The 23,942-nt window shown below is 61.2% G+C and carries 19 protein-coding genes; 7 read left to right on the top strand and 12 right to left on the bottom strand.

Annotated features, from left to right (window positions below):
• Positions 1 to 644: 644 nt before the first annotated feature.
• The 9 genes from QK290_RS16720 to QK290_RS16680 all read right to left on the bottom strand — a co-directional run bounded on the left by QK290_RS16720 (position 645) and on the right by QK290_RS16680 (position 12,826).
• Positions 645 to 2,120, bottom strand: a complete 1,476-nt coding sequence (locus QK290_RS16720) for an NCS1 family nucleobase:cation symporter-1 (RefSeq protein WP_282331763.1) — start codon at positions 2,118 to 2,120, stop codon at positions 645 to 647.
• A 56-nt stretch (positions 2,121 to 2,176) separates the two neighbouring features.
• Positions 2,177 to 3,607 carry an amidohydrolase family protein gene (locus tag QK290_RS16715; RefSeq protein WP_282331762.1) on the bottom strand — a complete coding sequence of 477 codons (1,431 nt, stop codon included), beginning with the start codon at positions 3,605 to 3,607 and terminating at the stop codon, positions 2,177 to 2,179.
• A gap of 107 nt (positions 3,608 to 3,714) precedes the next feature.
• Positions 3,715 to 4,359: a GntR family transcriptional regulator gene (locus QK290_RS16710; RefSeq protein ID WP_282331761.1), complete on the bottom strand. Its 645-nt coding sequence runs from the start codon at positions 4,357 to 4,359 to the stop codon at positions 3,715 to 3,717.
• 937 nt (positions 4,360 to 5,296) lie between these two features.
• Positions 5,297 to 6,049, bottom strand: coding sequence for a copper homeostasis protein CutC (locus tag QK290_RS16705; RefSeq protein WP_282331760.1), 753 nt, complete (start codon positions 6,047 to 6,049; stop codon positions 5,297 to 5,299).
• Positions 6,046 to 7,557 carry a family 20 glycosylhydrolase gene (locus tag QK290_RS16700; protein WP_282331759.1) on the bottom strand — a complete coding sequence of 504 codons (1,512 nt, stop codon included), beginning with the start codon at positions 7,555 to 7,557 and terminating at the stop codon, positions 6,046 to 6,048. Before QK290_RS16700 ends, QK290_RS16705 begins: the two co-directional genes overlap by 4 nt.
• A gap of 42 nt (positions 7,558 to 7,599) precedes the next feature.
• Positions 7,600 to 8,421: an ATP-binding cassette domain-containing protein gene (locus QK290_RS16695; RefSeq protein WP_282331758.1), complete on the bottom strand. Its 822-nt coding sequence runs from the start codon at positions 8,419 to 8,421 to the stop codon at positions 7,600 to 7,602.
• Complete coding sequence (locus tag QK290_RS16690) at positions 8,418 to 10,298, bottom strand: dipeptide/oligopeptide/nickel ABC transporter permease/ATP-binding protein (protein WP_282331757.1); 1,881 nt, start codon at positions 10,296 to 10,298, stop codon at positions 8,418 to 8,420. The genes QK290_RS16695 and QK290_RS16690 overlap by 4 nt, the downstream gene beginning before the upstream one ends.
• Positions 10,295 to 11,236 carry an ABC transporter permease gene (locus QK290_RS16685; RefSeq protein WP_282331756.1) on the bottom strand — a complete coding sequence of 314 codons (942 nt, stop codon included), beginning with the start codon at positions 11,234 to 11,236 and terminating at the stop codon, positions 10,295 to 10,297. Before QK290_RS16685 ends, QK290_RS16690 begins: the two co-directional genes overlap by 4 nt.
• Positions 11,237 to 11,284: 48 nt before the next feature.
• On the bottom strand, positions 11,285 to 12,826 hold the full coding sequence (locus QK290_RS16680; RefSeq protein WP_282331755.1) for an ABC transporter substrate-binding protein: 1,542 nt from the start codon (positions 12,824 to 12,826) through the stop codon (positions 11,285 to 11,287).
• A 159-nt stretch (positions 12,827 to 12,985) separates the two neighbouring features.
• On the opposite strand from QK290_RS16680, the gene QK290_RS16675 reads away from it, so the two are divergent.
• Together QK290_RS16675 and QK290_RS16670 are read left to right on the top strand one after the other, a co-directional pair.
• A complete protein-coding gene (locus QK290_RS16675; RefSeq protein ID WP_282331754.1) occupies positions 12,986 to 13,612 on the top strand; it encodes a PadR family transcriptional regulator in 627 nt (208 codons plus the stop codon).
• Positions 13,609 to 15,195 (top strand): sulfatase, encoded by a 1,587-nt coding sequence (locus QK290_RS16670; RefSeq protein WP_282331753.1) that lies wholly within the window; start codon positions 13,609 to 13,611, stop codon positions 15,193 to 15,195. The genes QK290_RS16675 and QK290_RS16670 overlap by 4 nt, the downstream gene beginning before the upstream one ends.
• A gap of 72 nt (positions 15,196 to 15,267) precedes the next feature.
• Here the strand turns inward: QK290_RS16670 and QK290_RS16665 are convergent, their stop codons facing one another.
• Entirely contained in the window at positions 15,268 to 16,224 is a 957-nt protein-coding gene (locus QK290_RS16665) for an ROK family protein (RefSeq protein ID WP_282331752.1), read from the bottom strand.
• A gap of 245 nt (positions 16,225 to 16,469) precedes the next feature.
• Between QK290_RS16665 and QK290_RS16660 the strand changes: the two genes are divergently transcribed.
• Positions 16,470 to 18,008 carry a hypothetical protein gene (locus QK290_RS16660; protein WP_282331751.1) on the top strand — a complete coding sequence of 513 codons (1,539 nt, stop codon included), beginning with the start codon at positions 16,470 to 16,472 and terminating at the stop codon, positions 18,006 to 18,008.
• A 171-nt stretch (positions 18,009 to 18,179) separates the two neighbouring features.
• Positions 18,180 to 19,157, top strand: coding sequence for a formylglycine-generating enzyme family protein (locus QK290_RS16655; protein ID WP_282331750.1), 978 nt, complete (start codon positions 18,180 to 18,182; stop codon positions 19,155 to 19,157).
• A 186-nt stretch (positions 19,158 to 19,343) separates the two neighbouring features.
• Here the strand turns inward: QK290_RS16655 and QK290_RS16650 are convergent, their stop codons facing one another.
• Entirely contained in the window at positions 19,344 to 19,595 is a 252-nt protein-coding gene (locus tag QK290_RS16650) for a hypothetical protein (RefSeq protein WP_282331748.1), read from the bottom strand.
• Here QK290_RS16650 and QK290_RS16645 point away from each other — a divergent pair.
• Both QK290_RS16645 and QK290_RS16640 read left to right on the top strand, forming a co-directional pair.
• Positions 19,560 to 20,141 (top strand): sialidase family protein, encoded by a 582-nt coding sequence (locus QK290_RS16645; RefSeq protein ID WP_282331747.1) that lies wholly within the window; start codon positions 19,560 to 19,562, stop codon positions 20,139 to 20,141. The genes QK290_RS16650 and QK290_RS16645 overlap by 36 nt on opposite strands.
• 76 nt (positions 20,142 to 20,217) lie before the next feature.
• Positions 20,218 to 20,718 carry a sialidase family protein gene (locus QK290_RS16640; RefSeq protein ID WP_282331746.1) on the top strand — a complete coding sequence of 167 codons (501 nt, stop codon included), beginning with the start codon at positions 20,218 to 20,220 and terminating at the stop codon, positions 20,716 to 20,718.
• 509 nt (positions 20,719 to 21,227) lie between these two features.
• Here QK290_RS16640 and QK290_RS16635 read toward each other — a convergent pair.
• Positions 21,228 to 21,665, bottom strand: a complete 438-nt coding sequence (locus tag QK290_RS16635; protein WP_282331745.1) for an FAD-binding protein — start codon at positions 21,663 to 21,665, stop codon at positions 21,228 to 21,230.
• A gap of 482 nt (positions 21,666 to 22,147) precedes the next feature.
• Here QK290_RS16635 and QK290_RS16630 point away from each other — a divergent pair, with 482 nt between their 5' ends.
• A complete protein-coding gene (locus QK290_RS16630) occupies positions 22,148 to 23,632 on the top strand; it encodes a right-handed parallel beta-helix repeat-containing protein (RefSeq protein WP_282331744.1) in 1,485 nt (494 codons plus the stop codon).
• Positions 23,633 to 23,942: the final 310 nt, after the last annotated feature.

The following is a 23,942-nucleotide window of genomic DNA, read 5'->3' as shown; positions in this document are numbered from 1 at the left end:
GGGGACAGTCTATTTCTTTGGTTGCCATCGGCTTGCGTTGTGGTGCTAATCCGCCGAATCTAGGCGTTTTTCGCGTGAGGGACAAATAGTGACATGCCGACGTTTGTCATCATTTCCGTGGGGTAAACGTGTGGCGACAATGACCCCGATCGTGACATCGCAAGAGTTCCGGTCGGTACCCTCGCGTCTTCGATCACCTTCGTCAGGACGATCCAGGGTGGTCTGGGTAACTAATGGTTAGTACTGCGATTCAACCGCAAGGTTTCGACACATAGCTATGAGAATCGCCGGTTCGCGGCGTTCCGCCGTTCCTTTGTCATTTTCCCAAGTCGCCTGCATGGAATGTTCGAAGTCGTGTGCACTGGCGTCTCGCCGGGCACTTTAACCGAAAATTTGAGTGCGGGAATGTTCAGTCGCCGATGAGGGGACGCCCCTCCCGATCGGATTGACGCCGCTGGGTGCCATGCTCGACCGGGGCGGTATCGGGTTGCTATGCGGGGCTGGCGCTGCGCGAACGTGAGAAGCGAAGAGAGCCGGGACAACCCACTGTCCCGGCTCTCTTCTCTTCTGGTAAGGCCTCGATTGGTTACCTCACATAGCCCCTGACATATCTCTCGAGGCGGTAGAAGGGGGCGTTCAGCTGATCACTCGGCGGGTTCGAGGAGTGCTTCTGGTTCAGGGGTGGTCAGGGGGGTCTTTTTCTTGCCGCCCATGGCGAAGTAGTAGGCGAATCCTGCGGTGAGGAGTCCGACGGGCCAGGCAAAGGCTGCTACGGCGCCGAGGGCTGGCACGAGTGCCATGGTGGCTGCGATCGTGGCTGTCGGGACGAAGACGCTGATGGCTTTGGGGTTGACGCCCTTCCGGAAGAAGTACTCTCCGTTTTCGTCTGACCGGTATAGGTCTTTGATGTTGACGATGCCGCGGTTGATCAGGAAGTAGTCGGCGGCCATGATGCCGAACAGGGGTCCGAGGAAGGCGCCCAGGCCGCCGAGGAAGTAGTTGACGACGACCGGGTTGGAGTACAGGTTCCAGGGCATGACGAGAAGTGCCAGGACTGCGCTGATGATCCCGCCGCGGCGGAAGTTGATGTGCTTGGGCCAGACGTTGGCCAGGTCGTAGGCGGGTGAGACAAAGTTCAGGACGACGTTCACTCCGATCGTGGCCACAATGAACATCACTGCGCCGACTACCAGGATAAAAGTGTCGGGTACTTTAGCGAGGATCAGGGCGGGGTCGGTAATGGCTTCGCCGAAGGCGACGACGGTTCCGATGGTCATGGTGATGCTGATGGCGGCGAAGGCTGCGAAGTTGACCGGGATTCCCCAGAAGTTTCCACGGACAACCGACTTCGGTGACTTCGCGAAGCGGGTGAAGTCGCAGTAGTTCAGAAGCATGGTGGCGTAGGTAGCGACGAGGAGGAAGGCGCCGGTCAGTACGCCACGGAAGGCGTCGCCACCGGCCAGCGGGTTGATTGAGAGGTCCATGGGGATGTTCCACCCGGCCAGGCTGAAGAGCCAGATGGCCATGGCCAGCATGACGGCCCAGACAATGGGGCCTGCCCAGTCCTGGAAACGGCGGACGGCTTCCATGCCGCGGGTGATGACCAGCAGTTGAAGGATCCAGAGCAGGATGAAGCAGGCCCATCCCAGGAGTGACAGGCCCAGGAAGCTTTGGTTCTGCCACTGCTGCAGGTCAGGGTCGATTCTTAGGAGCAGGACGACGACGGCCATTGAGGCCAGGTAGGTCTGGATGCCGTACCAGCAGATGGCGATGACGGCTCTGATGAGGGCAGGGATGTTGGCGCCCCAGATTCCGAAGCTGATGCGCGCCATGACGGGGAAAGGGATGCCTGTTTGTTGGCCCATTTTTCCGGCCCAGTTCATCCCGAAGAAGAGGATTGCGGTGCCGATCAGGATTGCTGCCAGGACCTGCCAGCCGGTGAGGCCGATAACGAACAGGCCCGCGACGAATGTATATGTGCCGATGTTGTGAATCGCGGACATCCAGACGGCGAAAAAGCTGTAGGAGGTCCATTTACGCTCCGTTGCGGGGGCAAGGTCCTCGTTGTAAAGCCGGCCCGATGGATCGAGCGCTGCCAGGGATTTGTGGCTTGTGTCCATGATGACTCCTATGTCATACATCTTTGGGTGGGGTGGACGGGGGTGATGCGGTGTTGTTAGGAGATGCGGCCCGCGGCCTGGAGGGCCGGCGGGGCTGCGGGGGTGTCCCGGAATCCGTGACGGCTGATGAACTGGCCGACCGGGCCGGGGTCGTGGAATCCGTGTTCGTCCAGGACGATCCGTCCGGCGGTGACCACGAGCTGGGGCCAGCCCCGCAGGGCCTTCCCCTCGAACGGGGAGAAGTCGGTGCCCATGTGCAGGGCGGCGCCGGAGACGGTGCGGACTTCGGCGGGGTCCACCAGGACGAGGTCGGCGTCGAAACCGGCCGCTACGACGCCCTTTCCAGGCACGGCGTTGATGCGGGCCGGCCCGGCGGAGAAGACCTCCACGAAGCGCTCAACGCCGTGGCCTTCGGACGAAACCATTGTTGTAAAGGTGACCGGCATCCTGGTTTCGACACCGGGGAGACCGTGTGGCATCTGTCGGATGTCGTCGCTGCGTTCGCGTTTCTGCGACAGGTCGTAGCAGGAGTGGTCCGACGCGACGGCGTGGACTGCGCCGGTAAGCACCCGTTCCTTGAGGGCGGCGACCGTTTCCGGGCTGCGCATCGGCGGGCAGCAGGCGTACCACTCCGGAAACGCTTCCCCGTAGACGGTTTCGTCCAGGGCCAGGTAATGCGGGCAGGTCTCCGAGTAGGCGGCGAGGCCCCGTAACCGGGCCTCGGTCACCAGATCGACAGCTCCGGGGGTGGATTGATGGACGAAGTACACCGGTGCGCCGGTGTATTCGGCCATGGCCAGGGTTTCTTTGACGGAAATTTCTTCGGCGAGCTCTGGCCGGGTCTGGTGCAGGTGGCGGATGCCGATGTCTCCTGTGGCCGCGTGTTCGGCGGTGCAGTCGGCGATGATCGCGTCGTGTTCAGCATGAATGTAGGTGAGCCCGTCGAGCCGGACCATTTGCTTCATTACCCGCAAGATGGTGTCGTTGTCCGCCATCGTGGAACCGCGATTCGTTGTGTACATTTTCACGGACCGGATTCCCAGCGCGGCGAGCTCGTCCAGTTGTTCCGGCACTGTTTCGTCCCACCTGACAACGGATGCGTGCAAACCCACGTCGCAGCGCGAGTCCCGGGCCAGGGAGATCTTGTTGCGGGCTGCCTCCAGCGGTGTTTCGGAGTCGTCCCGCGGGATGCCGAAGTCAATGATTGTGGTCGTACCACCCCAGAGTGCAGCCGTGGACGTCACTGCGTAATCATCGAGCGTTCGGTGTTTCCCGGTGACCTGGGCGACGTGGCAATGCCCGTCCACCCCGCCGGGGAGTAACAGGCGCCCGCAGGCGTCGATGGTGACGGATGCCTGGGGCACCGGATGAGCGGCGTCAGCGAGTTCCGCAATCTTCCCGCCCCTGATAACCACGTGTGCGTTTTTGCGGCCGTCGGCGTTGACGACCGTCGCATTGGAAATGACGAGATCTGGCAGATCCTCCATAAGATGTCCCTTCTGTGGGGTTCTTTTGTCCGCAACGCGGCGATTTTTGGGTTCACTAAATAGAGGGCCGGCCTGCTAATGGCAGGGACCGTCCCGAATACCCGGGGTCAGTGGTGCAGGTAATAGTCCTTGCGGTACTTCTGGATGTGTTCCCTGGACGCGGCGCCTGCGCGTTCAGGGTCGCCGCTAGCGACGGCTTCGTAAAGTCTGCGGTGTTCCCGGATCAGCTCAGGAAGATCTGTTGCATGCCGGAACAGCCAGTGCATCCGTCCTTGGAGTGGCTCCAGCGCAGCTCGCAAAAACTCGTTTCGCGCGATCGTCGTGATGGCGTCGTGGAACTGATTGTTTGCTGCATGGGCTTCGAAGATTGATCCCGTCGCCAGGCAGTTTTGAGCTGTGTCCAGTAGAGAATTCAAATGTGTGAGTTCTGCGCGGGTGGCCCGTGCGGCTGCCAGTTCGCTCGCCAAGACTTCAAGTGCCAGTCTGACATCGAACAGGTCGGCGACCTGCTCGGGTGTCAGGCTGCTGACCACTGTTCCCCGCGAGTTCGCCCGGTCGCTAACGAGTCCTTCCTGCCGCAGCATGCGCAGAGCCTCTCTAACCGGCAACCTGGAGACGCTGAACTCATCCGCTAGGTCGCGCTCGACGAGCCGCGTTCCCGGAGCATAGTGGCCCTCGAAGATCCGGTTACGGATCGCATCACGCACGCTGTCGCGCAACGGCCGATCATCAATTCCTGCTGAACTGTCCATGATGTGTACCTCTGATACGGGTTCGAACTGGGGGGGATTGGTCACCACCGGTCACGAAGTCATCACTGGTTGCCGAGGCCAGTATGTGATAGGGGCAGCACCGCTGTACTTTGGACCCAAGTTATGAGCGGAATCCGTTTTGGGATACCTTGTTGGGATCCCAAAATCAGTGTGAGGTATCGCACTTGTCCACGTCAAGACCTCGGGGACCTTTTCTTGAAGTGGTCTGCAAAAGACAAGCAGGGCCCTAGCTGCGGACTGCTCTCGGGCACCAGCATCCAAAAAAATTCTGGCCTGTCCGCCGACGCCCACATCATCGAGACCGCTGACCTTCTGTCGGTTACCAGCGGCGGCCTCGAGGCCAGCCAGTGTCAGGGTAACCCCATAGACGTTCCGGCACATTGCCAAGAAAAGCCACAACAGAGTGCACTTCAGCGCTTCATGGCGGCGTTTTGTGATCGCCTGGTCCGCCCAACCGGGCCTTGAGTTGTCTTGCATCGCATGCGTTTCTAGACACAGAGGTTTGAGACGCCGAGTCGGATTAGGAGAAGGAGTCGGCCGCGCTCAGGCGGATAGACAACGGACGAAATCGTTTTCACCCAGTCCGATAGAGCGCACACCTTTCTCCTCGGCTTGGGCAGCTCAGTTTTGGAGAGCAGATTTGCCCCGTCCGGGCGCAGTTCCCCTGTGGGTGAGACGTGCGGGTAGAGGGTTTGGCGTGCGATGGGGTATCACGCCGTCCGTGATGACAGTTCCAGCAGCCTTGTAGTCCATGTCCGTTTGTATGCTGCCGCTACGTAGTGGAGGGTTTGTGCCATCCGACGTCCATGCGGACAATTCCCCTGTTCGCTTTTCGTTGCGAAGTTTCGGGTGCAATCCACCATTCGCGGCTGAGGTGCTTCCAAATGTGCTCGATGACGGAAAGGATCGGTGGTGATCATTGGCACGCAATCCTGGCCCCCCGCACGATCTCAGGGTCCGTCGTCATGTATGCCGTCGGGTCACCGCCATCGGACTGCCCCAAGGAAATCGTGCCCGGCCGCAGAGTGGATACGATTCTTTTGGCCGACAGGTGAACGGCAGCGACTCCGCTGCGGCGCATGTCTGGGATGTGGTTGACGGCGAGTCCACCACCAGCCATGATTTCAAGTTCCCCGGCAGCATGGACGGACATGCGGCGGAGCGTCCCCAGCCCATGACCGGCTGTTGGCGCGCCCCCTGAAGTAAGCACGCGGTCAAATCCCAGTCTTACCAAGTCCTCGACGGCCGCCACCGGCTCCGGCGTCTGATCGATGGCCCGGTGGAAGGTTAACTGTGCCAGCGGGTGGACCTCTCTGGCGGCGGCGGCGATACGCCTGGTTGCCTCAGTGTCAACATTCCCCTGGTCCGTAAGTACTCCGAAGACGATTCCGCTCGCGCCTTGGGCCAACAGGTGCCGCGCCTCCCGCACCATGGTGTCCAGTTCCTGCCGACTGTAGTTGAAATTCCCGGGACGGCACCGGATGAGAGCATGAATTTCCAGGCGGTGCCCGACAGCTTCATATGCCGCCTCCATGAGCCCTTGCGTCGGCGTGATGCCACCGATTTCCAGGCTGCTGCAGAGTTCGATCCTGTCGGCGCCTTCGTCGGCCGCGATGCCGGCGCCGTCTGCTCCGACAACAGCGATTTCGAGTTTCAGCCGCTCGTTCACCACAGAAATGTTCGGCCCGGCCAGTGGGCGAGGGACCCGATGCGCTCCATGAAGGACTCGTAGACCAAGCCGTGGGTGGAACCGGACCACATCTTCTGCGCCAGCACGCCAAACGTAGGTTCCACCATGGCGTGGATGGTGTGTTCGTCGTAGTCCTTTTGTACCAGGTCGTTCCACACGGCGGAGGCCGCGCCAAGAAGCTGAGGATGCCTGTGTTCCAGGGCGTCCTTGGGTCCGAACACGTGTGGCTCCCACGAGTCAAACAATGCGCGCCCGTCCAGGTGGTTACCGTGGTAATAGTCGGCGAAAGGAACGATGTAGAGCAGGTTGTCATTGGTGTTGATCACCCGGTAGCCGTCATTGACGGCCTCCTGAGGACCGTACCAATCGTTGTTCCAGGAGCAGATCACCACATCCCGGCTGTATCCGTCTGCCGTGACGGGCCCGGCCCCCGATGACATAGTGGTCAGGCTGCCCCACGCCATGGGATATTTGCCCAGGCTGCGAACGTGGGAACTGATGTCGTTGAAAAAGGTCCGATAGGTCTCGGCGTGGTCCTTCTCGTACTCATCGGCCCCGAAATGAACGGAGGTTCCCCTGAACCAGGGAGTGAACTCGTCAAAGACGGCCTTGATGAGCGCCGTGGTTGCCGGGTTGGTCAGATCGAGCATGTCGGAGTCGCCTCCGTTCAGGCCCACCTCGGGCTTCCATCGGATGAAGGAACGGGCATGGGCCGGCGCGTCAATCTCGGGCACCAGGCTGACGTGGTGTTGGGCGGCGAGCTCCTCGAAGGAGTCCCAATCCGCTCGGGTGTAGGCGCCATCGGTGGCCGCCAACCCAGCAAATTCCGGGTTGTCCGTACAAAGCCGGAACGCCTGCTGGGCCACGTCCCAACTGCGTTTTGACTCCTTGACGATTTCGTTGTCGTTGAGATGGATGATGAACGTGTTCAGCTTGAACCAGCTCATAAAGCGTATGTAGTCGCGGATGAAGGCCGGTGCCGCAAAACGGCGCCCCACATCCAACATAAAGCCGCGCACAGGATAGTTCGGCCAGTCGACGGCCGTGCCGCAGGGCAATGACCGGAATTGAAGGAGCAGTTGAAGCAGTGACCGGGTTCCCCAAAAGATGCCGGCGGCCGTTCGGGCCCGGATCTCGATGTTTCCGCTGATGGACAGCAGATACCCTTCGACGTCGGCTGTGGTGTTGTCGGTGTCAAATGCCATCTCCTCGTCCAGGACCAGGCTGATGCCTCCTGGGGTCCTTGGCCCAGTGCTGGGAGAGGCCTGCGAGGCGCTTGTTCCGGCAATACCGGACACCTCGGCAATCTCCTCCATGAGCTGCATAGCGGTCTGGGCCAGTTCGAGGTCCGAATAGTGGAGGTTGAACCCGGCTGCAAGAGTGAGTGTTCCCAGCTCAGGGAACCACTGCTGCGGCACGGGTATGATGCCGGGGCCACTTCGGGAGGTGTGGTTATCCGTGCGGGTTGACGGGTGCGTTTGGGTCATGGGCGCAGTTCCTTCACGGCTGTACGGGCTGGATAGTCCGGTTTAAAGGGCGGCAAGACGAGCTTGGCGGCGTTGCCGTTGGCGGACCGGATCCGCCACTGGGGAAGCGAGCAACAGACGTTGCGTGTAGGGGCTCTGCGGATTCTCTGAGACGGCCTCAGCGTCGCCAAATTCCAGGACCTCCCCGTGGTAGAGGACGGCAATGCGGTGACTGATGTGGCGGACCACGGCCAAGTCATGGGATATGAACAAGTACGCCACACCTGTGGCCTCCTGAATTTCCAAGAACAAGTCCAGCACCCTGGCCTGGGTTGACAGGTCCAGGGCCGAAACCGGTTCGTCGCAGACGATCAACCGGGGTTCCAGGGCAAGAGCCCGGGCAATCGCAACGCGCTGCCGTTGGCCGCCGGAAAACTCCCGGGGCAGACGGCCGGCGGCGTCCGAAGGCAACTGGACCCGATCCAACAGCCGGGCAATCCTGTCGCTGGCGGCACGTTTGTCCAGGCCCTGCACAATGAGGGGCTCCGCGAGAATGTCCTCGATGGTCATTGCCGGGTTGAGCGAAGTGTACGGGTCCTGAAAGACGACCTGGATATCCTTGCTGAGGGAGCGTCGTTCGCGGGAACCAAAGCGGGAGATATCCTGCCCGTCAAAGTTGATGCTGCCCGACGTCACGGGCGCGAGCCCGAGGACGGCGCGGCCGATGGTCGTTTTTCCGGAGCCGGACTCCCCCACCAGCCCGACAGTCTCGCCGGGTTTTACATCCAGGTTCACGCTGTGCAGGGCACGGAATGGCGGCCTCCGCCAGCCCTTCATGGGGAATTCTGTGACCAGGTCTTTGATCTCGAGCAGTGGTGCGCTCATGGCTTAGTCTCCTCAAGGACCGGCGTGGCCGCAGGCAACAGGCGTGTCCGGGGTTTCTTGTCTTCGAGTCCGGAACTCAGGAGCATCCGGGTGTACGGGTGGTGCGGGTTGCTGAAGAGCGCCTCTACAGCGTCTTGCTCCACGATCTTGCCAAGCTGCATCACCGCGACGCGGTCGCAGAGGTCCGCCACGACACCGAAGTTGTGGGTCACCAGAATGACTGCCATTCCGGTTTCATGCTGCAGCTCACGCAACAAGTCCAAGACCTCGGCTTGGACCGTGACATCCAGCGCGGTAGTCGGCTCGTCGGCAATAAGCACGGCGGGGTCGCAGGCCACTGCACCGGCGATCAGGACACGTTGTGCCATTCCACCGGAAATCTGATGCGGATAGGAGTCGAAGGTCCGTTCCGGGTTGGCGATCCCGACCCTGGCCAACATCGCCAAAGCCTTGGCCTGCGCCTCAGCCTTACTCAGGCCAAGCTGGCGTCGAAGCGGCTCCACGAGTTGGTACCCGATTTTGAACGTCGGATCCAGGTTGGACATCGGTTCCTGCGGAACGTAGGCGATCTTCTTGCCCAGGATGCCCCGGCGTTCTCTGGCCGACACCGATCCGATGTCGCGCCCGGACATGGTGATGCTTCCGTCGACGATCTGCCCGCCTGTGGGGAGCAGGCCCAGGCAGGCCCAGGCCGTCTGCGTTTTGCCGGAGCCGGATTCGCCCACCAGGCCAAGGATTTCTCCCCGGCGGACACCGAACGATACGCCTTTGACTACCAGCTTGTGACCGTCGCCGGATGGATATCCAACATTTAGGTTTTCAACCGACAGGACTGCCTCATCAGGGATAAACCCGCAACCGGGAACTCCGACGACGGCGGTTCCGGCACCTGCCCGTGTGTCGCCGTCGGACCCGCCCGCGGCTGGGACAGCGGCGGAACCTGACGTGCCTGCCTTCGGTGCATTTGCGGATATTCCGCGACGGCGGGATGGGCGCTTGGTGGATTTGCTGTCCTCGAGGGCATCACGCAGGCCGTTCCCGAAGAGGATCAGGGCTGCGTTGACAACGCCCAGGGCCAAGCCCGGCCAGAGCATGAGCCCGGGAGCGATGTAGAGGTTGACCATTGCTTCGTTGAGCATGGTTCCCCAGGTGGGAACGGTTGCGTCGCCGAGGCCAAGGAAGTCCAGGCCGGCTTGGACACCGATGACAACAACAGCTGACAGTGCCGCGAAAATGATGATGGGGGCGCGGATCGCGATCAGGATGTGGCGCCCGAGTATCCGGGGCAGCGAAAGCCCGGAGACACGGGCGGCATCCACATAGAGTTCATTGCGGACTCCGCTCACGATGCCCTTGACCAATCGGTGGTAGCCAGGGGCCATCAGGACGCCGAAAACGGTCATGATGAGCCAGATGTTGCTTCCCCATGCCGCGCGCACGGCCAGGAGCACCATGATGTGAGGCACCGCAATCACCAGGTTGGTGTACCAGTCCAAGCCAGTGTCCACTTTCCCGCCGTGATATCCGGCGATAAGGCCGGTGGTCACGCCAAGGATGCTTGCAACGGCAAGCGCCAGGGCAGCCCCGCCCAGCGTGTTCCGTCCGCCATAGAGGATGCGGGCAAAAACATCGCGGCCTGAGCTGTCCGTGCCCAGCCAGTGGTCAGCGCCAGGACCCAGCAACGCCTGACCGATATCACCCGAGTTTGGATCGAAAGGAGTCAAGAGTGGAGCGGCGATGATCGCTGCAATCAGGATCAGCAAAGACCCCAACGAAACGAAGGCAACCGGGGACCCGAGAATGCGCGAGAACAGGCTTTGCCGGATGGCCGCCTTCGTGAGGTTGGCTATGGCGCGTATATCGGCAACGGTGCTCATGTGAGACGGACCTTCGGGTTGAGCCAGCCATTGAACAGGTCAATTAGGAGGTTGACGGTGACAACAATGATCACGGAGATCATCACGGCACCCAAGACGATGGGGATGTCGCCGACCCCGGTGGCGTCCACAGCGATACTTCCCAGACCCGGAAGCGCAAAGACACGTTCAATCATGACCGCGCCCGACATCAGGGCGATGAAGTTCAAGGACACAACGGTCAGCGTTGGAGGGGCCGCGTTGCGCAGCACGTGCTTGAACAGGACGCTGCCTTCCGAGAGTCCCCTGCTGCGCAAGGTCCGCACGAAATCCTTCTCCAAGGTTGCAATAGTGGCACTGCGGACCTGCTGGGAGAGCCCGGCCACAGCCCCGATGGTCAGGGAGAGGACCGGCAGGGTCAGACTCTGAAACCACCCCGTGAAGGATTGTGCAATCGGGATGTAGCCCGTGGCCGGTACCAGCTGCCACTCGATGGAAAACTTGGCGACCAGGACCAACGCGAGCCAAAAGCCGGGAAATACGAGTCCTGTGATGGAAATCAGCTGCAGGGCCCGGTCTGTCCAACCGCGATACAGCGCCGCCGTAATCCCGACTGCCACCGAGACGACAGTGGAGATCAGTACGGTGCCAAAGGCGATGGACAAGGTGACCGGGACCCTGCTCAGCAAAAGATAGCTGACTGATTCCGCGTTGAACCAAGAATTCCCGAGGTTGCCTTGGGCGGCGCCCACAAGCCATCGGAAGTACTGGACGATGACCGGATCGTTCAGACCCAGTGCGGCCTGCTTGGCTTCAACCATTGCCGGCGTTGCCTGGTCTCCCAGCAGATTCCTCGCGATATGGTCGCTGTCGGCCAGCATCAGCGCAAACACAATGAGCGAGGCACAAATGACGAGGACTACCCCCGCCCCTAATCGGCGGGAAATATAGACAACCACGAGGACTCCTTGATTCGAGGGTGGAACATTTGCACAGCGTTGAGGCTGTTACTTGGCCGGCTGGTAGTTATAAATGGACGGAACCGGCTGGCCGCTCTGGACCTGAACAGAGACATTCTTGGAGGTGTAGTACGGCTGATCAATCCGGTACCACGGGTCAAACCACGCGTTGTCCACCAGGTACTTGTTCATGTCCTGGCTCTTCTTGGCGGCGGCGTCGCCGCTGCTGCTTGCCAGGATGGAGGACAACAGTGTTTTGGACTGATCGGTGCTGGACTTGAAAATGTTCCACGGGGCCACCTCGGTCACCGAACCGGAGATGGCGCTCCACGCCACCACCGGCTGCCCGAATGCCGTAAAGGCGGCTGAGTACTTACCGGACTGCTGCTCTGCCTGGTACTGCGCGGCAGGCACATCCACCCACTCGACCTTGATTCCGACCTTAGCCAGCTGATCGCGGATAGCGGGGGCCAGTGCCGGGTCCATGTCCGATGACGTAGGCATCTTGAGCGTAAATCCGTTGTCCAGGCCGGCTGTCTTCAACAGCGACTTGGCCTTGTCCACGTCATAGCCATACGCGTTGTCCAATTCCTTGACGTAGGCTTCCGACGCCGGGGAGAAGATCTGGCTGGTGACCGTGCCCATGCCCTGGCCAACGCTCTTCAGCAGCGCATCCTTATCGATGGCGTAGTTGATTGCCTGGCGCACCTCAACTTTGCCAAGTTCGGGCGTGAGCTGGCCGGCCCGGTCAAACAGGGTCAGTCCCTGCCAGTCGCCGGGGACAGTCTGCACGTCAACGCCTGCTCCCTTGGCCGCCTGCACGGTCTTGGGAGTGGCGATCATGCCGTCAATCTGGCCGGACCGCAAGGCGTTGAGCCGGGCGTTCTCATCCTTCATCGGCTTGATGACGATGTTGTCGAACTTCTGCAGCGATTTGTCCCAGTAGTTGGGGTTCTTCGTGAAGCTGTACTGCGAGCCCGGAGTGGTTGCGGAGCGGTCCAGTTCATATGGACCGGACCCAACAGGCTGGGTCTTGACGGTGGGGCTGTCAAAATTTGCCGGTGATTGGATGTAGCCACCGGGGCCGCCAAGGGCATACAGGAGGGCCGGGTCCGGCTTGGAAAGAACCAGCTGAACGGTTTTTGCATCGACGACCGCGACGCTTGAGACCGCGGCAAGGGCACCGGCCAGCGGTCCGCCGGCGGCCTTGAAGCGGTCCAGGTTGCCCTTGACTGCTTCGGCAGTCAGCTTGGTGCCGTCAGTGAAGGTCACATCGTCCCGCAAGGTGAACGTCAGGGTCTTCTGGTCGTCGCTGGTCTGCCACTTGGTAGCCAGCATGGGCTGGACCTTGCCGGCTGCGTCCCGCCGGATCAAGGTGTCGAACACCGGCTGGAAGTACTGGACAAACTGGGCTTCGCGGGACTGGGCCGGATCAAGGGACTGGGGTTCAACACCGGAGCCCAAGGTCAAGGTCATGTGCGTCTTGGGTGCGTCCGGGGATGCCTGGGTGCTGCTGCCAGCACCGCAGCCACCCAGGAAGAGGACGCCGGCGGCGGCTAGTGCCACCGTGCGGATCGCGGGATTACTCATGAAAACTCCTTCGTTGACACTCATCGATGGTTGTCCGATCCGTGAATTATGGACTCAGTATGCACATTTGCAACAACCTCTGAATAAATCCTCCCTGCCTTTGCGGCAAATTACAAGATGTTGGTATGATTTTACTCATATAGTTCAACGGAGGCGTACATGCTCAACAAACTGGAGTGCATCATCCTTGGCCACCTGGTCCGCAAGCCGATGGCCGGTTACGATCTGCATAAGTGGCTGAACCAGGAGGGACCTTTCTTTGGCTATAGCCCCCAGCCATCCCAGATCTACCGCCAGCTCACCAAATGCCTGGACAAGGGCTGGGTGGACCTGAGTATCGATCAACGCCGCACCGGGCCCGACGCAAAGGTCTACAGCCTGACTGCCGCGGGACTTACAGCTTTCCGGGAGTGGGCGGATTCGCCCCACGAACCCACCATCCGGCCCTTGGACGCGGATTTTCAGATGCGGTTCCTCCTCACCGGCATACTTGGCCCGGAGGTCGCCCTGAAACTGCTGACGTCTGAACTGGATTTCCGTCGGCGGCAGCAGCGCGAGAAGGCGTATTCAGACGACATCGACCCCTCCGAGGCAGCGATCGACGTTGACGTCTCATGGAACCAGGAGCTTATCCGCCTGGGCCGGGAGCGGTCGTACCTCCTGGGCACCACCTACCTCACATGGCTGGAAATGGCGCACGCCCGGCTCAGCGAACAAGTCGAAGAATTCTCCGAACCCGCCACTCACCCGGATCCGACCCAGGACAAAGAGGAGACCGCGAAGTGAAGATCATCTATGTAGACGTTGACACCTTGCGGCCGGACCACACCGGCCCGTATGGATACCAGCGTCCCATTACCCCTAACCTGGATGCCTTTGCCGCCGGCGCTGCGCGTTTCGACAGCTACTATGCTTCCGACTCCCCCTGCATGCCCTCCCGTACGGCGCTCACTTCCGGACAATTCGGGATAACCAACGGGGTGATCGGCCACCACGGTGAGGCCGCCCGATTTCGGGCCGATGCCGGTCATGGCCTGGTTCCGGGGCGCCCCCTGTTGGGGCAGCATCTCGGGGCCCACGGCTACCTGACGGCCGCCGTTTCCTCGTTCGCCGAAAGGCACCGAGCCTGGTACTTTTTGGGGAACTTCCGTGAAAGCATCCGGGCCACGCCCGAGGTGGGCGACGAGCCCGCGGATATCATCACGGACCGTGCCTTGGACTGGATTGAGGACCATCGGGAGACTGAGGACTGGTACCTGCACCTCACGTACTGGGATCCCCATATGGATTACCTCCAGTCGGATGAGTGGACGAAGAAGGCCGCGGCCTCGGGTCCGGCACCGGAGTGGCCGGACCAGGAAGCCATTGATGGCCATGCAGAAGTCTACGGCCCGCGTTCTGCCTTGGACCTGATGTATTCCGATGGACTTTTTGAGAGGCGCGTTCCGCACAATTTTCCGCAGCAGATCCGCACACGCGCCGACTATGAAGCGCTTATCAACGGATACGACGGCGCCATCCACTACTGGGACAGCGAGTTCGGCCGGCTGCTCCAAGGCCTCGAACGGATGGGGCTGACAGACGACGTCGCCATTGTTGTCAGCGCGGATCACGGTGAGTCATTTGGGGAGCAGGGCTCGTATGCAGAACATGGCCTCGCCAACGAACCCACCCACCACCTGCCACTGCTGATGCGGTGGCCGGGTCTGACGGACCAGGCAGGGCAGGCGCCAACTTCGGACGCGCTCCTTTATAACATCGACTACGCACCCACCATCTGCGACCTCCTGGGACTTCCGATTCCCGAAAAGTGGCAGGGTGAATCATTTGCCGACGTCATCCGCGGCCATGAGATTGCTTCACGCGAGTATTTGGTACTGGGTCACGGGGCCCACACCTACCAGCGGTCTGTACGGACCCGTGACCATCTTTACATCCGCACCTACCACCCGGGCGCGTTCCGGGCCGAGTGGGAGTCCCTGTTCCACGTCACCGAGGACCCTTACCTGACCCGCAACCTCGTCGACGAACTGCCGGCCCTCACCGATCAGATGCGCTCGCGCCTGACTCAGTGGTGGAACACGTATGCTGGCCGGCCCGGATGCCTTCCGGACCCCATGCAGACCACGCTGCAGGACGGGCCGGCCTTGTACAACGACCCCGACCTGTACATGGAGCACTTGCGCCGCACCGGTCGCGCCCATCTTGCCGACGACCTGTATTCGCGGCTCCATTCGGAAACCGGAGCCGTGGCCGTCTCCTGGCTGGCCCCTGTTGACCCCACCAATTCCGGTGGCATCCGTCCAGGCAACAGCCGGGTCTTCAGCCCCACCGGAACCGAACTTTTTTGGGCCGGACTCGACGGCTGAGAGGCCCAATATACGAAGGCGCTCCGCCTGGCTTGGCATACGTTCCAGGCCTGGTGGAGCGCCGGCAGTAATTTAGGACAGGTACGCCGCGCCTACCGAGCCGGCGGGAGATCCCGGCGGCAGCAGATGCACCCTGTTGGTCATTTTGAGGGCATCAATGAAGGGTGAAGCCAACGCACGTTGCGTGAGTTTTTCGGTGACGCCTTCCAACAACGGTTCGCCAAGAGTGCTCAGGCCTCCGCCGATGACGATCAGTTCAGGATCAATACTCAAACCAAGGATTTGAACCGCGGTGGCCACTCCGTCGAAGAACCGCTGCTGGATTTCCGCCGCTGCCGCGTTTCCTGCCTTCGCCTCCCGAAAGAGCTCAGCGGCGGGATATCCGGCCGCCGTTGGCCAAAGCCGGGACAGGGCTGATCCGGACGCGACAAGTTCCAGGCACCCGTATTGCCCGCATTTACAGAGCACCCCTTCAGATTGGATGGGTATATGGCCGATTTCCCCGGCGGCCCCCGAATGACCCGGCCAAATGCGGTTGTTGTGCACAACGCCGGCGGCAAGCCCCGTGCCGAGATTCAGGTAGGCGATAGTTGATTTGCCGGCTGAACCAAGCAACCGGGCCGCGCCCAGCGCCGCAGCGTTAACGTCGTTTTCCACCCGGCAATCCACTCCGAGGCGTCCTGATACCGTGGCGGCAAGGTCCAGTTTTCGGATGGCCAGATTCGCGGAGTGGGAGACAACGCCGGTCTCCGTGTCAACACTGCCGGGGATGCCGATTCCAATGGACTCCAGGGACTGAAGCCGCAGGCCCAAAGCCAAACATAATTCATCCAGGACTGTAAAGACCGTGTCCAGGACCTCGGCATTGCCTTGGCCGGACGGACGCCGGTGCAGTGCCAAAATTTTGTTGTCATCATCCACAGCCACCGCTTCGGTTTTTGTGCCTCCGATATCCAGCCCGACTTTGATCTGCGACGTGCTGCCTTCCCTGTCCGTGACAAGGACCTGAACCTGTTTTGTAGATGCCATAGATTTTTCGACTCACAGTAGAGGGGATCCGGGAAGGACCCGCGAGGCTGGACCGGAATGTGTTGTGCATCACTCCAGCTATGTGCTTTGATTATACCGCACAGGCTTGTTTCTTAGCCTTGCAGCCCACTTAGTATGCACTTTGTTTTATAGTGGGCCGCGTCTCAGGGTTGGGTTTACGGGGGGAAGGTCCACCTTCAGGGTGCATTCTCACCCCTCCGCATTTGAAGCCCAAGGAGATATACATGCACAAATTTCTGCGTGGAGCGGGCCTACTGCTCGCCGCTACCTTGTCCGCCGCCCAACTCACGGGAGTTGGGCCAGCTACTGCTTCCCCGGGAAGCCCGCAACCCTACTATGTGGACTGCTCGGCCTCGTTGCCCGGCACGGGAACTGTTACATCGCCCTGGAATTCCCTCAGCCCAGTGAACGGCTTTACGTTCGGCCCTGGTGACAGCCTGCTGTTCAAGAAGGGCGCCACCTGCACGGGAACACTCAGCCCCTCCGGCTCCGGAAGCGCGTCCGCACCCTTTCTCATCGGTGCTTACGGCACGGCCAGCGGGCGGGCGGTCCTGGATGGGAACGGAGCAGCGCAGGCTGTGCACCTTTTCAATGAGCAGTATGTGACCCTGCAGGACCTTGAAATCACCAATGCCGCAAATCCGGGAACAAACCGCCGAGGCATCGATGTGGAGCTTCAGGACTTCGGTACGGGCAACGGCTACACCATACAGAACATTTACCTCCATGACGTCTGGGGCGATGACACGAAGGGGCCCACCGGCTCCCAGGGCATAGCATTCCGGGTGACCGGTTCCATCACGCCCACCACCTATAACGACGTCAGCATCACCAACAACCAGCTTGCGAACATCGACCGACAGGCGCTGGTCATGCAGCTGAGCACGTGGAGCTGCCGGGTTGAACTGGCGTGTACCGGCACCCCCAACTGGCTTCCGGCGACCGCGGTGAAGGTGACGGGCAACACCCTCACCAACATCGGCGGGGACGGGATCGTCCTCAACACCACCCAGAACGCGATCGCTGAACGCAACGTAATCAAGGGATTCAACGTTCGCTCGGCCGCCTACAATGCCGGCCTATGGAGCTTCAACAGCAACGGCTTCCTGGCCCAGTTCAATGACGTATCCGGTGGTGTCGGGCACCTGGACGGCATGGCCTACGACAGCGATGGCGGCAACGTGAACGCGACTTTCCAGTATAATTTCAGCCACGATAACCAGGGCGGGTTCTTCCTGTTTTGCCCCTACGGCACCAACGTCAACAGCGGCACAATTGTCCGCTACAACATCAGCCAGAACGATCAGTACCGCGGCATCGAAAACTGCAACGGACAGGTAACCAGCGCTCAGGTGTACAACAACGTCATCTACATCGGCAACGGCGTCACCCAAGTGGTGGTGAACGAAAACGTCAACGTGACCCGCGACGTCAAAATGTGGAACAACATCATCTACAAGGGCGGCACAGGAACCGCGTCGTTCAACCTGGCCGCGAACACCGGATACACCTTCCAGAACAACACGATGTCATCCTGGATCACCAACAGGCCGGCCAACCCCGGAGGCACCACAGCCAACCCGCTGATGTGCAACCCCGGGACGGCCACCAGCCTAGGCACGGCAACCGGCTACAACCTGCAGCCGACCTCGCCCGCGATTCATACGGGTGCGTCCGTGACGAACAACGGCGGACGCGACTACTTCGGAACTGCGATTTCCACCCCGCCCAACATCGGCGCAAGCCAGACGGCAACCTGCTGAACGCGGCTGGCCGCCCGGAGCTTTCGCCCCTGCCGGCCAGCCTCTGCCGTTCGGGATTCTCCCGACGGAACGGCCATGCTGTACTAGTATCGGATCGTGCCGGCCAAACAAGCCGGACGGACGGCGGGTTCGCCGTCGATCCGCCCAGGAGACCTAGCCACACGGAGCCACATGCCAGCCGAAAACCGACGGTTGCCAGGCACCGGGAGTTGCTGTTCGCCGTCGCGACACACCACAGAGGAGCGTCCGCTGCCCGATCCAGGCGGCCACTCGGATGGTGCCGTAGGGCACGAAGATGTAGCCATAGGCGCGGGGACCTTCAAGATGGGGGATGCCTTCGGCGAGGGCTATCCAAATGACGGTGAAGTCCCGGTCCACGAGGTACGGCTCGACGCCTACCGAATCGATACGACTGCGGTGACTAATGCCATGTTCCACCGCTTCGTCAGGGACACCGGGTACCGCACCGCTGCCGAAGAATATGGCACCTCTGCCGTTTTCCACCTCACAGTGGCCGCGGATCCCGCAGACGTCCTGGGGTCAGCTTCGGGTGCGCCTTGGTGGCTCAACGTTCGCGGCGCCGATTGGGCCCACCCCGCTGGCCCTGCATCGCACTGGACCGACATTCCGGACCATCCCGTCGTCCAGGTCTCCCACTCTGACGCCCTGGTGTATTGCCGGTGGGCCGGCCGGAGGCTCCCGACCGAAGCAGAGTGGGAAAGAGCCGCCAGGGGCGGACTCCACCGGAAGCGCTACGCATGGGGCAACGAGTTGCACTCCGCGGACGGATCACACCTGTGCAACATATGGCAAGGTACTTTCCCGGTAGAGAACACCCAAGACGATGGCTTCCTCACCACCGCTCCCGTAAAAAGTTTCCCGCCCAACGGGTACGGACTGTACGAGGTGAGCGGAAACGTGTGGGAGTGGTGCAGTGACTGGTTCCTGCCGAAGTACTATCGCAATGCCCCTACCGAGAACCCCCAGGGCCCTAGCATCGGCCGCGGGCGGGTGATGCGGGGAGGCTCCTACCTCTGCCACGACTCGTACTGCAACAGGTACCGCGTGGCTGCCCGAAGCTCAAATACACCAGAATCATCCAGCGGCAACTGCGGGTTCCGAACCGTAGCCGTGACGAGCCCGACATAAAGGCAACTGCATCTCGCCCGCCGCGCCTGTTCCCACCGTGGGATCATATGTTTAGAAATCAAGGTGGCGCACTTCTGCACCGTGCTGGCTAAAGGTAGTCGCTGGCTCGTTCACGGGCGATCAAATAATCGTCAAGCAGATCATCCGCAACCGGAACAACGCGATCGACCCCGTCCTCGGGAAGTTCTACCGGATTGTCGGGCTCGCGAGCCTGGGCAACGGGGTGGTGCTCGCGGCGTACGAAGGGCGCCCTGACGGCGCCGACTCGCCGTCGCCCAACTCGATCATCCAGCGCCGCAGCACTGCGGCGGCAAGACCTGGGATGCGCCGCAGTCCGTCGCCCGCGGCCAGGTCACCGCGCCCAGCGTCCTGCGCTACGGTTTCAGCGACCCGAGCTACGTCGTGGACCGCGAGACCGGCACGGTCTTCAACTTCCACGTCTACTCGAAGGACGCTGGCTTCATCGCCAGCCACCTCGGCAACGACGACGCCGACCGCATGGTGATCAGCTCCGAGGTCTCGGTCTCGACCGATGGCGGCCTCACATGGTCCACCGACCCGGCGAACCAGCCGACCCTTCCGACGCCGTCGTCTTACGCCCCCGGCTCGAAGTACGCGGGCTTCGCAGGGCCCCTCGTCACCAACGTCGTGAAGCCAGTGGACACCACCGTCAACGGCGTGGCCAACGTGGGCGACGTCGTCGGCCAGTTCGCCTCCTCCGGTGAGGGCATCCAGCTCCAGTACGGCCCCCACAAGGGCCGCCTCATCCAGCAGTTCGCCGGCACCATCGTCCAGGCGGACGGCTCCAAGCAGATCCAGGCCTACAGCGTCTACTCCGACGATCACGGCAAGAGCTGGCACATGGGCCAGCTGGTGGGCACCAAGATGGACGAGAACAAGGTCGTGGAGCTCCAACGGGGACGTCATGCTCAACTCGCGGAACAACGCGGGCCTCGGCGGACGACGGATTGCGATCTAGCATGACGGCGGCGGGACCTACGGCCCCGTCACCTATGACACCACGCTCACGGACCCCCGCAACAACGCGGGCATCGCCCGCATGTTCCCGGATGCGCCGGAGGGTTCCGCGGACGCGGCGAAGCTCCTGTTCTCGAACGCGGACAACCCGCCGTCGCACAGGGTCAACGGCCACAACCGCATCAACGGCACCATCCGCTACTCGTGCGACAACGGTGCCATTTGGAGCACCTCCCGTGCGTTCGCGCCGGGCCTGCCGACGGCCTACTCGACCGTGGGGCCGCTGGGCAACGGGCGCTACTGCGTCCTCTACGAGGGTGACCACAACACGATCACGTTCGATACGTTCGACGCCCAGTGGCTCGGCCCGCTGTGCGGGACCCTCTCGGCAGGTGCGGCCTCGGTGGCACCGGGGGGCACGGCCGACGTGACATTCACTGTGACGAAGTTAGCCACCGTCACCGTCCGCGTGACTGCGCCGGTCTCGGCGAACGTTAGCACCGTCACCGGCCGCGCGGAGTTCAATGCGGCGCAGGGGCACTTGAACGTCAAGGTCCCAGTGACGGTCACCCCGGCCTCCTGACGGGAATGCCTGAGAAGTGACCCAGCGTCTGGTGGACCAGACGCCGGGGCACTTCTCTGTTTTCCAGGTCATGTCCAATGCGTGTGGCTTGTCGGCATGGCCCTCGGTCCGGGCTCTCGCTGCCCCTCCGCCACCGGGCACACCGCCTCAATCGCCCTTGGGGCACTCAACGGAGGTGGACCATATGCATCTGGCCCGAGAGACGCAGGGAAGGTCCAGGCCCGGTACCCGATGCCCGGCTGGCTTTGCCGGCCAAGGCACCTACACGGAAGGAATTAATTAAACAACCACAGCACCGCTCCACTCGAGGAGGAGCCACCCAGACCTTCGATCTCGAGCCTGTGCAGCGCCTCCCGGATGCGCGTGCGGGACCTACGAATAATCTGCGGCGAGCTTGTTCTCACTCAGCAGATCATCGGCCTTTTGATGCGCCCGCTAACGATGGCATCTCGGATCGTATCGTAGACATTTGTCGACACCGCACACGCCCTTGAGTATCACCCTCGCCGTCAACCAGTAGGGAATTGAGCTATCGCCCCGGCCCGACGTCCGAAGACCATTTCGGTGGCAAGACCCGAGCCGCCCGGGTAGTTGCCGGAACAGAGCCCGTCAAGCTCCTCACCGCAGACGAACAATCCCTGGATAGGCCCCCTCTCATCTGGCACCCGCCCTTCCAGGCCGCCTTTGAGGCCACCGAAGGTGAAGGTGATTCCGCAGGTGACCGGGTACGTGGAGAAGGATCCCGTCTCAATGGGCGAAGCCCAGTTCGACATCGGTGGACTCACATGAGCAGCGCGGCCATCGAGCACCGTCGGATCAAAGGGGATGTTTCGGTCGGTGGACGCGTTGAAGTCATTCACCATCGAGATCAGCCCTGAAGGGTCTACGCCCTTGGCTTCTGCCAGTTCACCGATGCTGTCGGCTCGGTGAACGGCGATTCCTGGCATGTCGTATTCCTCGGTGCGCAACGTCGAGTCAAAGATTTGCCATGAACCCGAACCGGGCTGCCGGAGGATTCCTTCCTGTATTTGGCGTAGGTGTAGTTGCGGTAGTCGGACCCGTTCTAGGGCGTCATAGGGCCTCCCGTTCAGATACATGGTGTTGTGTCTCACATTAGCTATGTGTTTTGATTATAGTTATTCCAGGCAAAAAGGCAGAAGTAGTCGATATTAGTAGGTACTTTGTTTATAGCTACTGGTGTCGGTCTGACCGCTGTGTCCTGCGTCGGGTCGTTCGTACTTCAGCGACAGAGAGAACAAAAATGCCTTCCAGGCTCCGCAACTGTCCACCTGCTTGCTGACCCCGGCCCAAAGGCACCCAGTGTTCTTTCGCAGGAAGCAAACATCCGCCCAGCGGTGCCGCGTAAACGCGAAGGACCCATCCCCATCCACCACATCCCGTTTGTTCGTCAGTGTTTTTGGAGGATCACATGAAAAAGAAGTGGCTAGCACGCACAACCGCAGCTGGACTGGCACTAGCACTCCCCGCGATTTTTGGTACCGCGCCATCGTTCGCTGAGGGGGCAGGTTCCCAGTACTTCGTGGACTGCGCCGCTGGCGCCGCTGGCAACGGAAGTGCCGCGTCCCCGTGGAATTCGCTCCAGCAAGCCAACGCCCATGAGTTCGGGCCAGGCGACCAACTATTGTTCATGAAGGGAACCACCTGCACCGGACTACTCAAGCCATCCGGTTCCGGCACGGCTGCAGACGCCTTCACCATTAGCGACTACGGCACTTCCAGCGGCCGCGCGGTAATCGCAGGCCAGGGTGGTCCCACAGCCGTGCACCTTCTCAACAACCAACACATAGTTCTCCAGAACCTTGAGATAACAAACAGTGCGCTTCCAGCCTCGCAACGCCGCGGAGTGCTGGTCGAAATCCGCGACATTGGCACGGGCACCGGCTACGACCTTGAGAACTTGTACATTCATGACGTGCGGGGCGGGGATCTGAAGGGCCCGAACGGAAGCCAGGGAATCGGGTTCAAGGTTTCGGGCTCCGCCGTCCCTACCAAATTTGACGATGTCCGCATCGCGGGCAACCGGTTGGAACACATCGACCGCCAAGCCATTGTCACTGTTCTGAGCACCTGGAGCGCCCGTCCCGAATTGACGCCCACACCAGTTACCACCTGGCTCGCCTCCACCAACATTGTTGTTGAGCACAATACGCTCTCGGACATCGGCGGCGATGGCATCGTCATGAACACGACCGACGGAGCGATCGTCCAACGCAACACGGTGTCCGGTTTTCAACTCCGGTCTGCGGGCTATAATGCCGGCATCTGGCCCTTCAACTCCGACAACTCTACATTCCAATACAACGACGTTTCCGGCGGCGGTAACACACTTGACGGTATGGCCTATGACGTCGACCAAGGTAACGTCAACACAACATTTCAGTACAACTACAGCCACGACAACAAGGGAGGATTCTTCCTCCTCTGCAACAACGGTCCGGGCATGATTCGAAACGCCGATATCCACCACAACCTAAGTATCAATGACTCCTTCCGAGGCATCGAGAACTGCAAGGGCGCCGTGGAGAGCGCTGCATTCCACCAGAACTGGATCTACATCGGCGATGGCATCAGCCAAACGGTCGTCAACGAAAACACGGCAAGCCTGCGCAACGTACGGTTCCAGAACAATGTGGTCGTCAAGGCTGGTGCCGGCACGGCTGACTTTAAGCTGCTCTCCGGCGGATACAAGTTCGCGTGCAACGAATTCACCGGAACCACCCATACTCCGGCGCAGTCGGCCGAAGGTGACACCTGCCAGCCGATTCCGGCCGCGTCACACGGAATGAATCAGGGACTCCTCAAGAAAGTCCTCGACGGCGAATACTTGAGCCGATCCGTTCAGGATTCACTGTCACGAATCTTCGGGGCGCGGTCTACAGCAGGCCAGAAATAGCCCTGCGTGACTCCAGCCGGTTCCGTCATTTCACTGGAAAACGGCCCAACGATGCCGCGTTAAATTGGATGCGGTATGCGCGGCCCGTGGGGGAAGAGCCGGCTGCGACTCCCTGCGGCGGACAGTCTTAGCCGGCAAATAGCAGGAGCGTCATCGCTGCGTCCCCCTCGACGACGAGCTCAAGGTTCTTGCTGATGTAAAGGCTTGGAGCCTGGCAGGTGAGACGTGCCCGCCGCTGCCAACTTGGCACCCTCTTAGTAGTACTTAGTTAGGTTGGGGCTCGTGGTTGGCAGTAGGGGCAGTATCCGGT

This window comes from Pseudarthrobacter sp. AL07 (genome assembly GCF_029960665.1).
Taxonomy (GTDB): domain Bacteria; phylum Actinomycetota; class Actinomycetes; order Actinomycetales; family Micrococcaceae; genus Arthrobacter.
The sequence above is the reverse complement of the archived record's forward strand: the minus strand, read 5'-3'. Positions and strand labels throughout refer to the sequence as shown.

What these genes read in the sequence shown, in the direction of transcription:
- QK290_RS16640 (WP_282331746.1), top strand. Translation starts at nt 20,218, where the DNA reads ATGTTCCCGGATGCGCCGGAGGGTTCCGCGGACGCGGCGAAGCTCCTG.
- QK290_RS16635 (WP_282331745.1), bottom strand. Translation starts at nt 21,665, where the DNA reads ATGCCAGGAATCGCCGTTCACCGAGCCGACAGCATCGGTGAACTGGCA.
- QK290_RS16660 (WP_282331751.1), top strand. Translation starts at nt 16,470, where the DNA reads ATGCACAAATTTCTGCGTGGAGCGGGCCTACTGCTCGCCGCTACCTTG.
- QK290_RS16700 (WP_282331759.1), bottom strand. Translation starts at nt 7,557, where the DNA reads ATGACCCAAACGCACCCGTCAACCCGCACGGATAACCACACCTCCCGA.
- QK290_RS16690 (WP_282331757.1), bottom strand. Translation starts at nt 10,298, where the DNA reads ATGAGCACCGTTGCCGATATACGCGCCATAGCCAACCTCACGAAGGCG.
- QK290_RS16630 (WP_282331744.1), top strand. Translation starts at nt 22,148, where the DNA reads ATGAAAAAGAAGTGGCTAGCACGCACAACCGCAGCTGGACTGGCACTA.
- QK290_RS16675 (WP_282331754.1), top strand. Translation starts at nt 12,986, where the DNA reads ATGCTCAACAAACTGGAGTGCATCATCCTTGGCCACCTGGTCCGCAAG.
- QK290_RS16720 (WP_282331763.1), bottom strand. Translation starts at nt 2,120, where the DNA reads ATGGACACAAGCCACAAATCCCTGGCAGCGCTCGATCCATCGGGCCGG.
- QK290_RS16655 (WP_282331750.1), top strand. Translation starts at nt 18,180, where the DNA reads ATGCCAGCCGAAAACCGACGGTTGCCAGGCACCGGGAGTTGCTGTTCG.
- QK290_RS16710 (WP_282331761.1), bottom strand. Translation starts at nt 4,359, where the DNA reads ATGGACAGTTCAGCAGGAATTGATGATCGGCCGTTGCGCGACAGCGTG.
- QK290_RS16695 (WP_282331758.1), bottom strand. Translation starts at nt 8,421, where the DNA reads ATGAGCGCACCACTGCTCGAGATCAAAGACCTGGTCACAGAATTCCCC.
- QK290_RS16715 (WP_282331762.1), bottom strand. Translation starts at nt 3,607, where the DNA reads ATGGAGGATCTGCCAGATCTCGTCATTTCCAATGCGACGGTCGTCAAC.
- QK290_RS16680 (WP_282331755.1), bottom strand. Translation starts at nt 12,826, where the DNA reads ATGAGTAATCCCGCGATCCGCACGGTGGCACTAGCCGCCGCCGGCGTC.
- QK290_RS16665 (WP_282331752.1), bottom strand. Translation starts at nt 16,224, where the DNA reads ATGGCATCTACAAAACAGGTTCAGGTCCTTGTCACGGACAGGGAAGGC.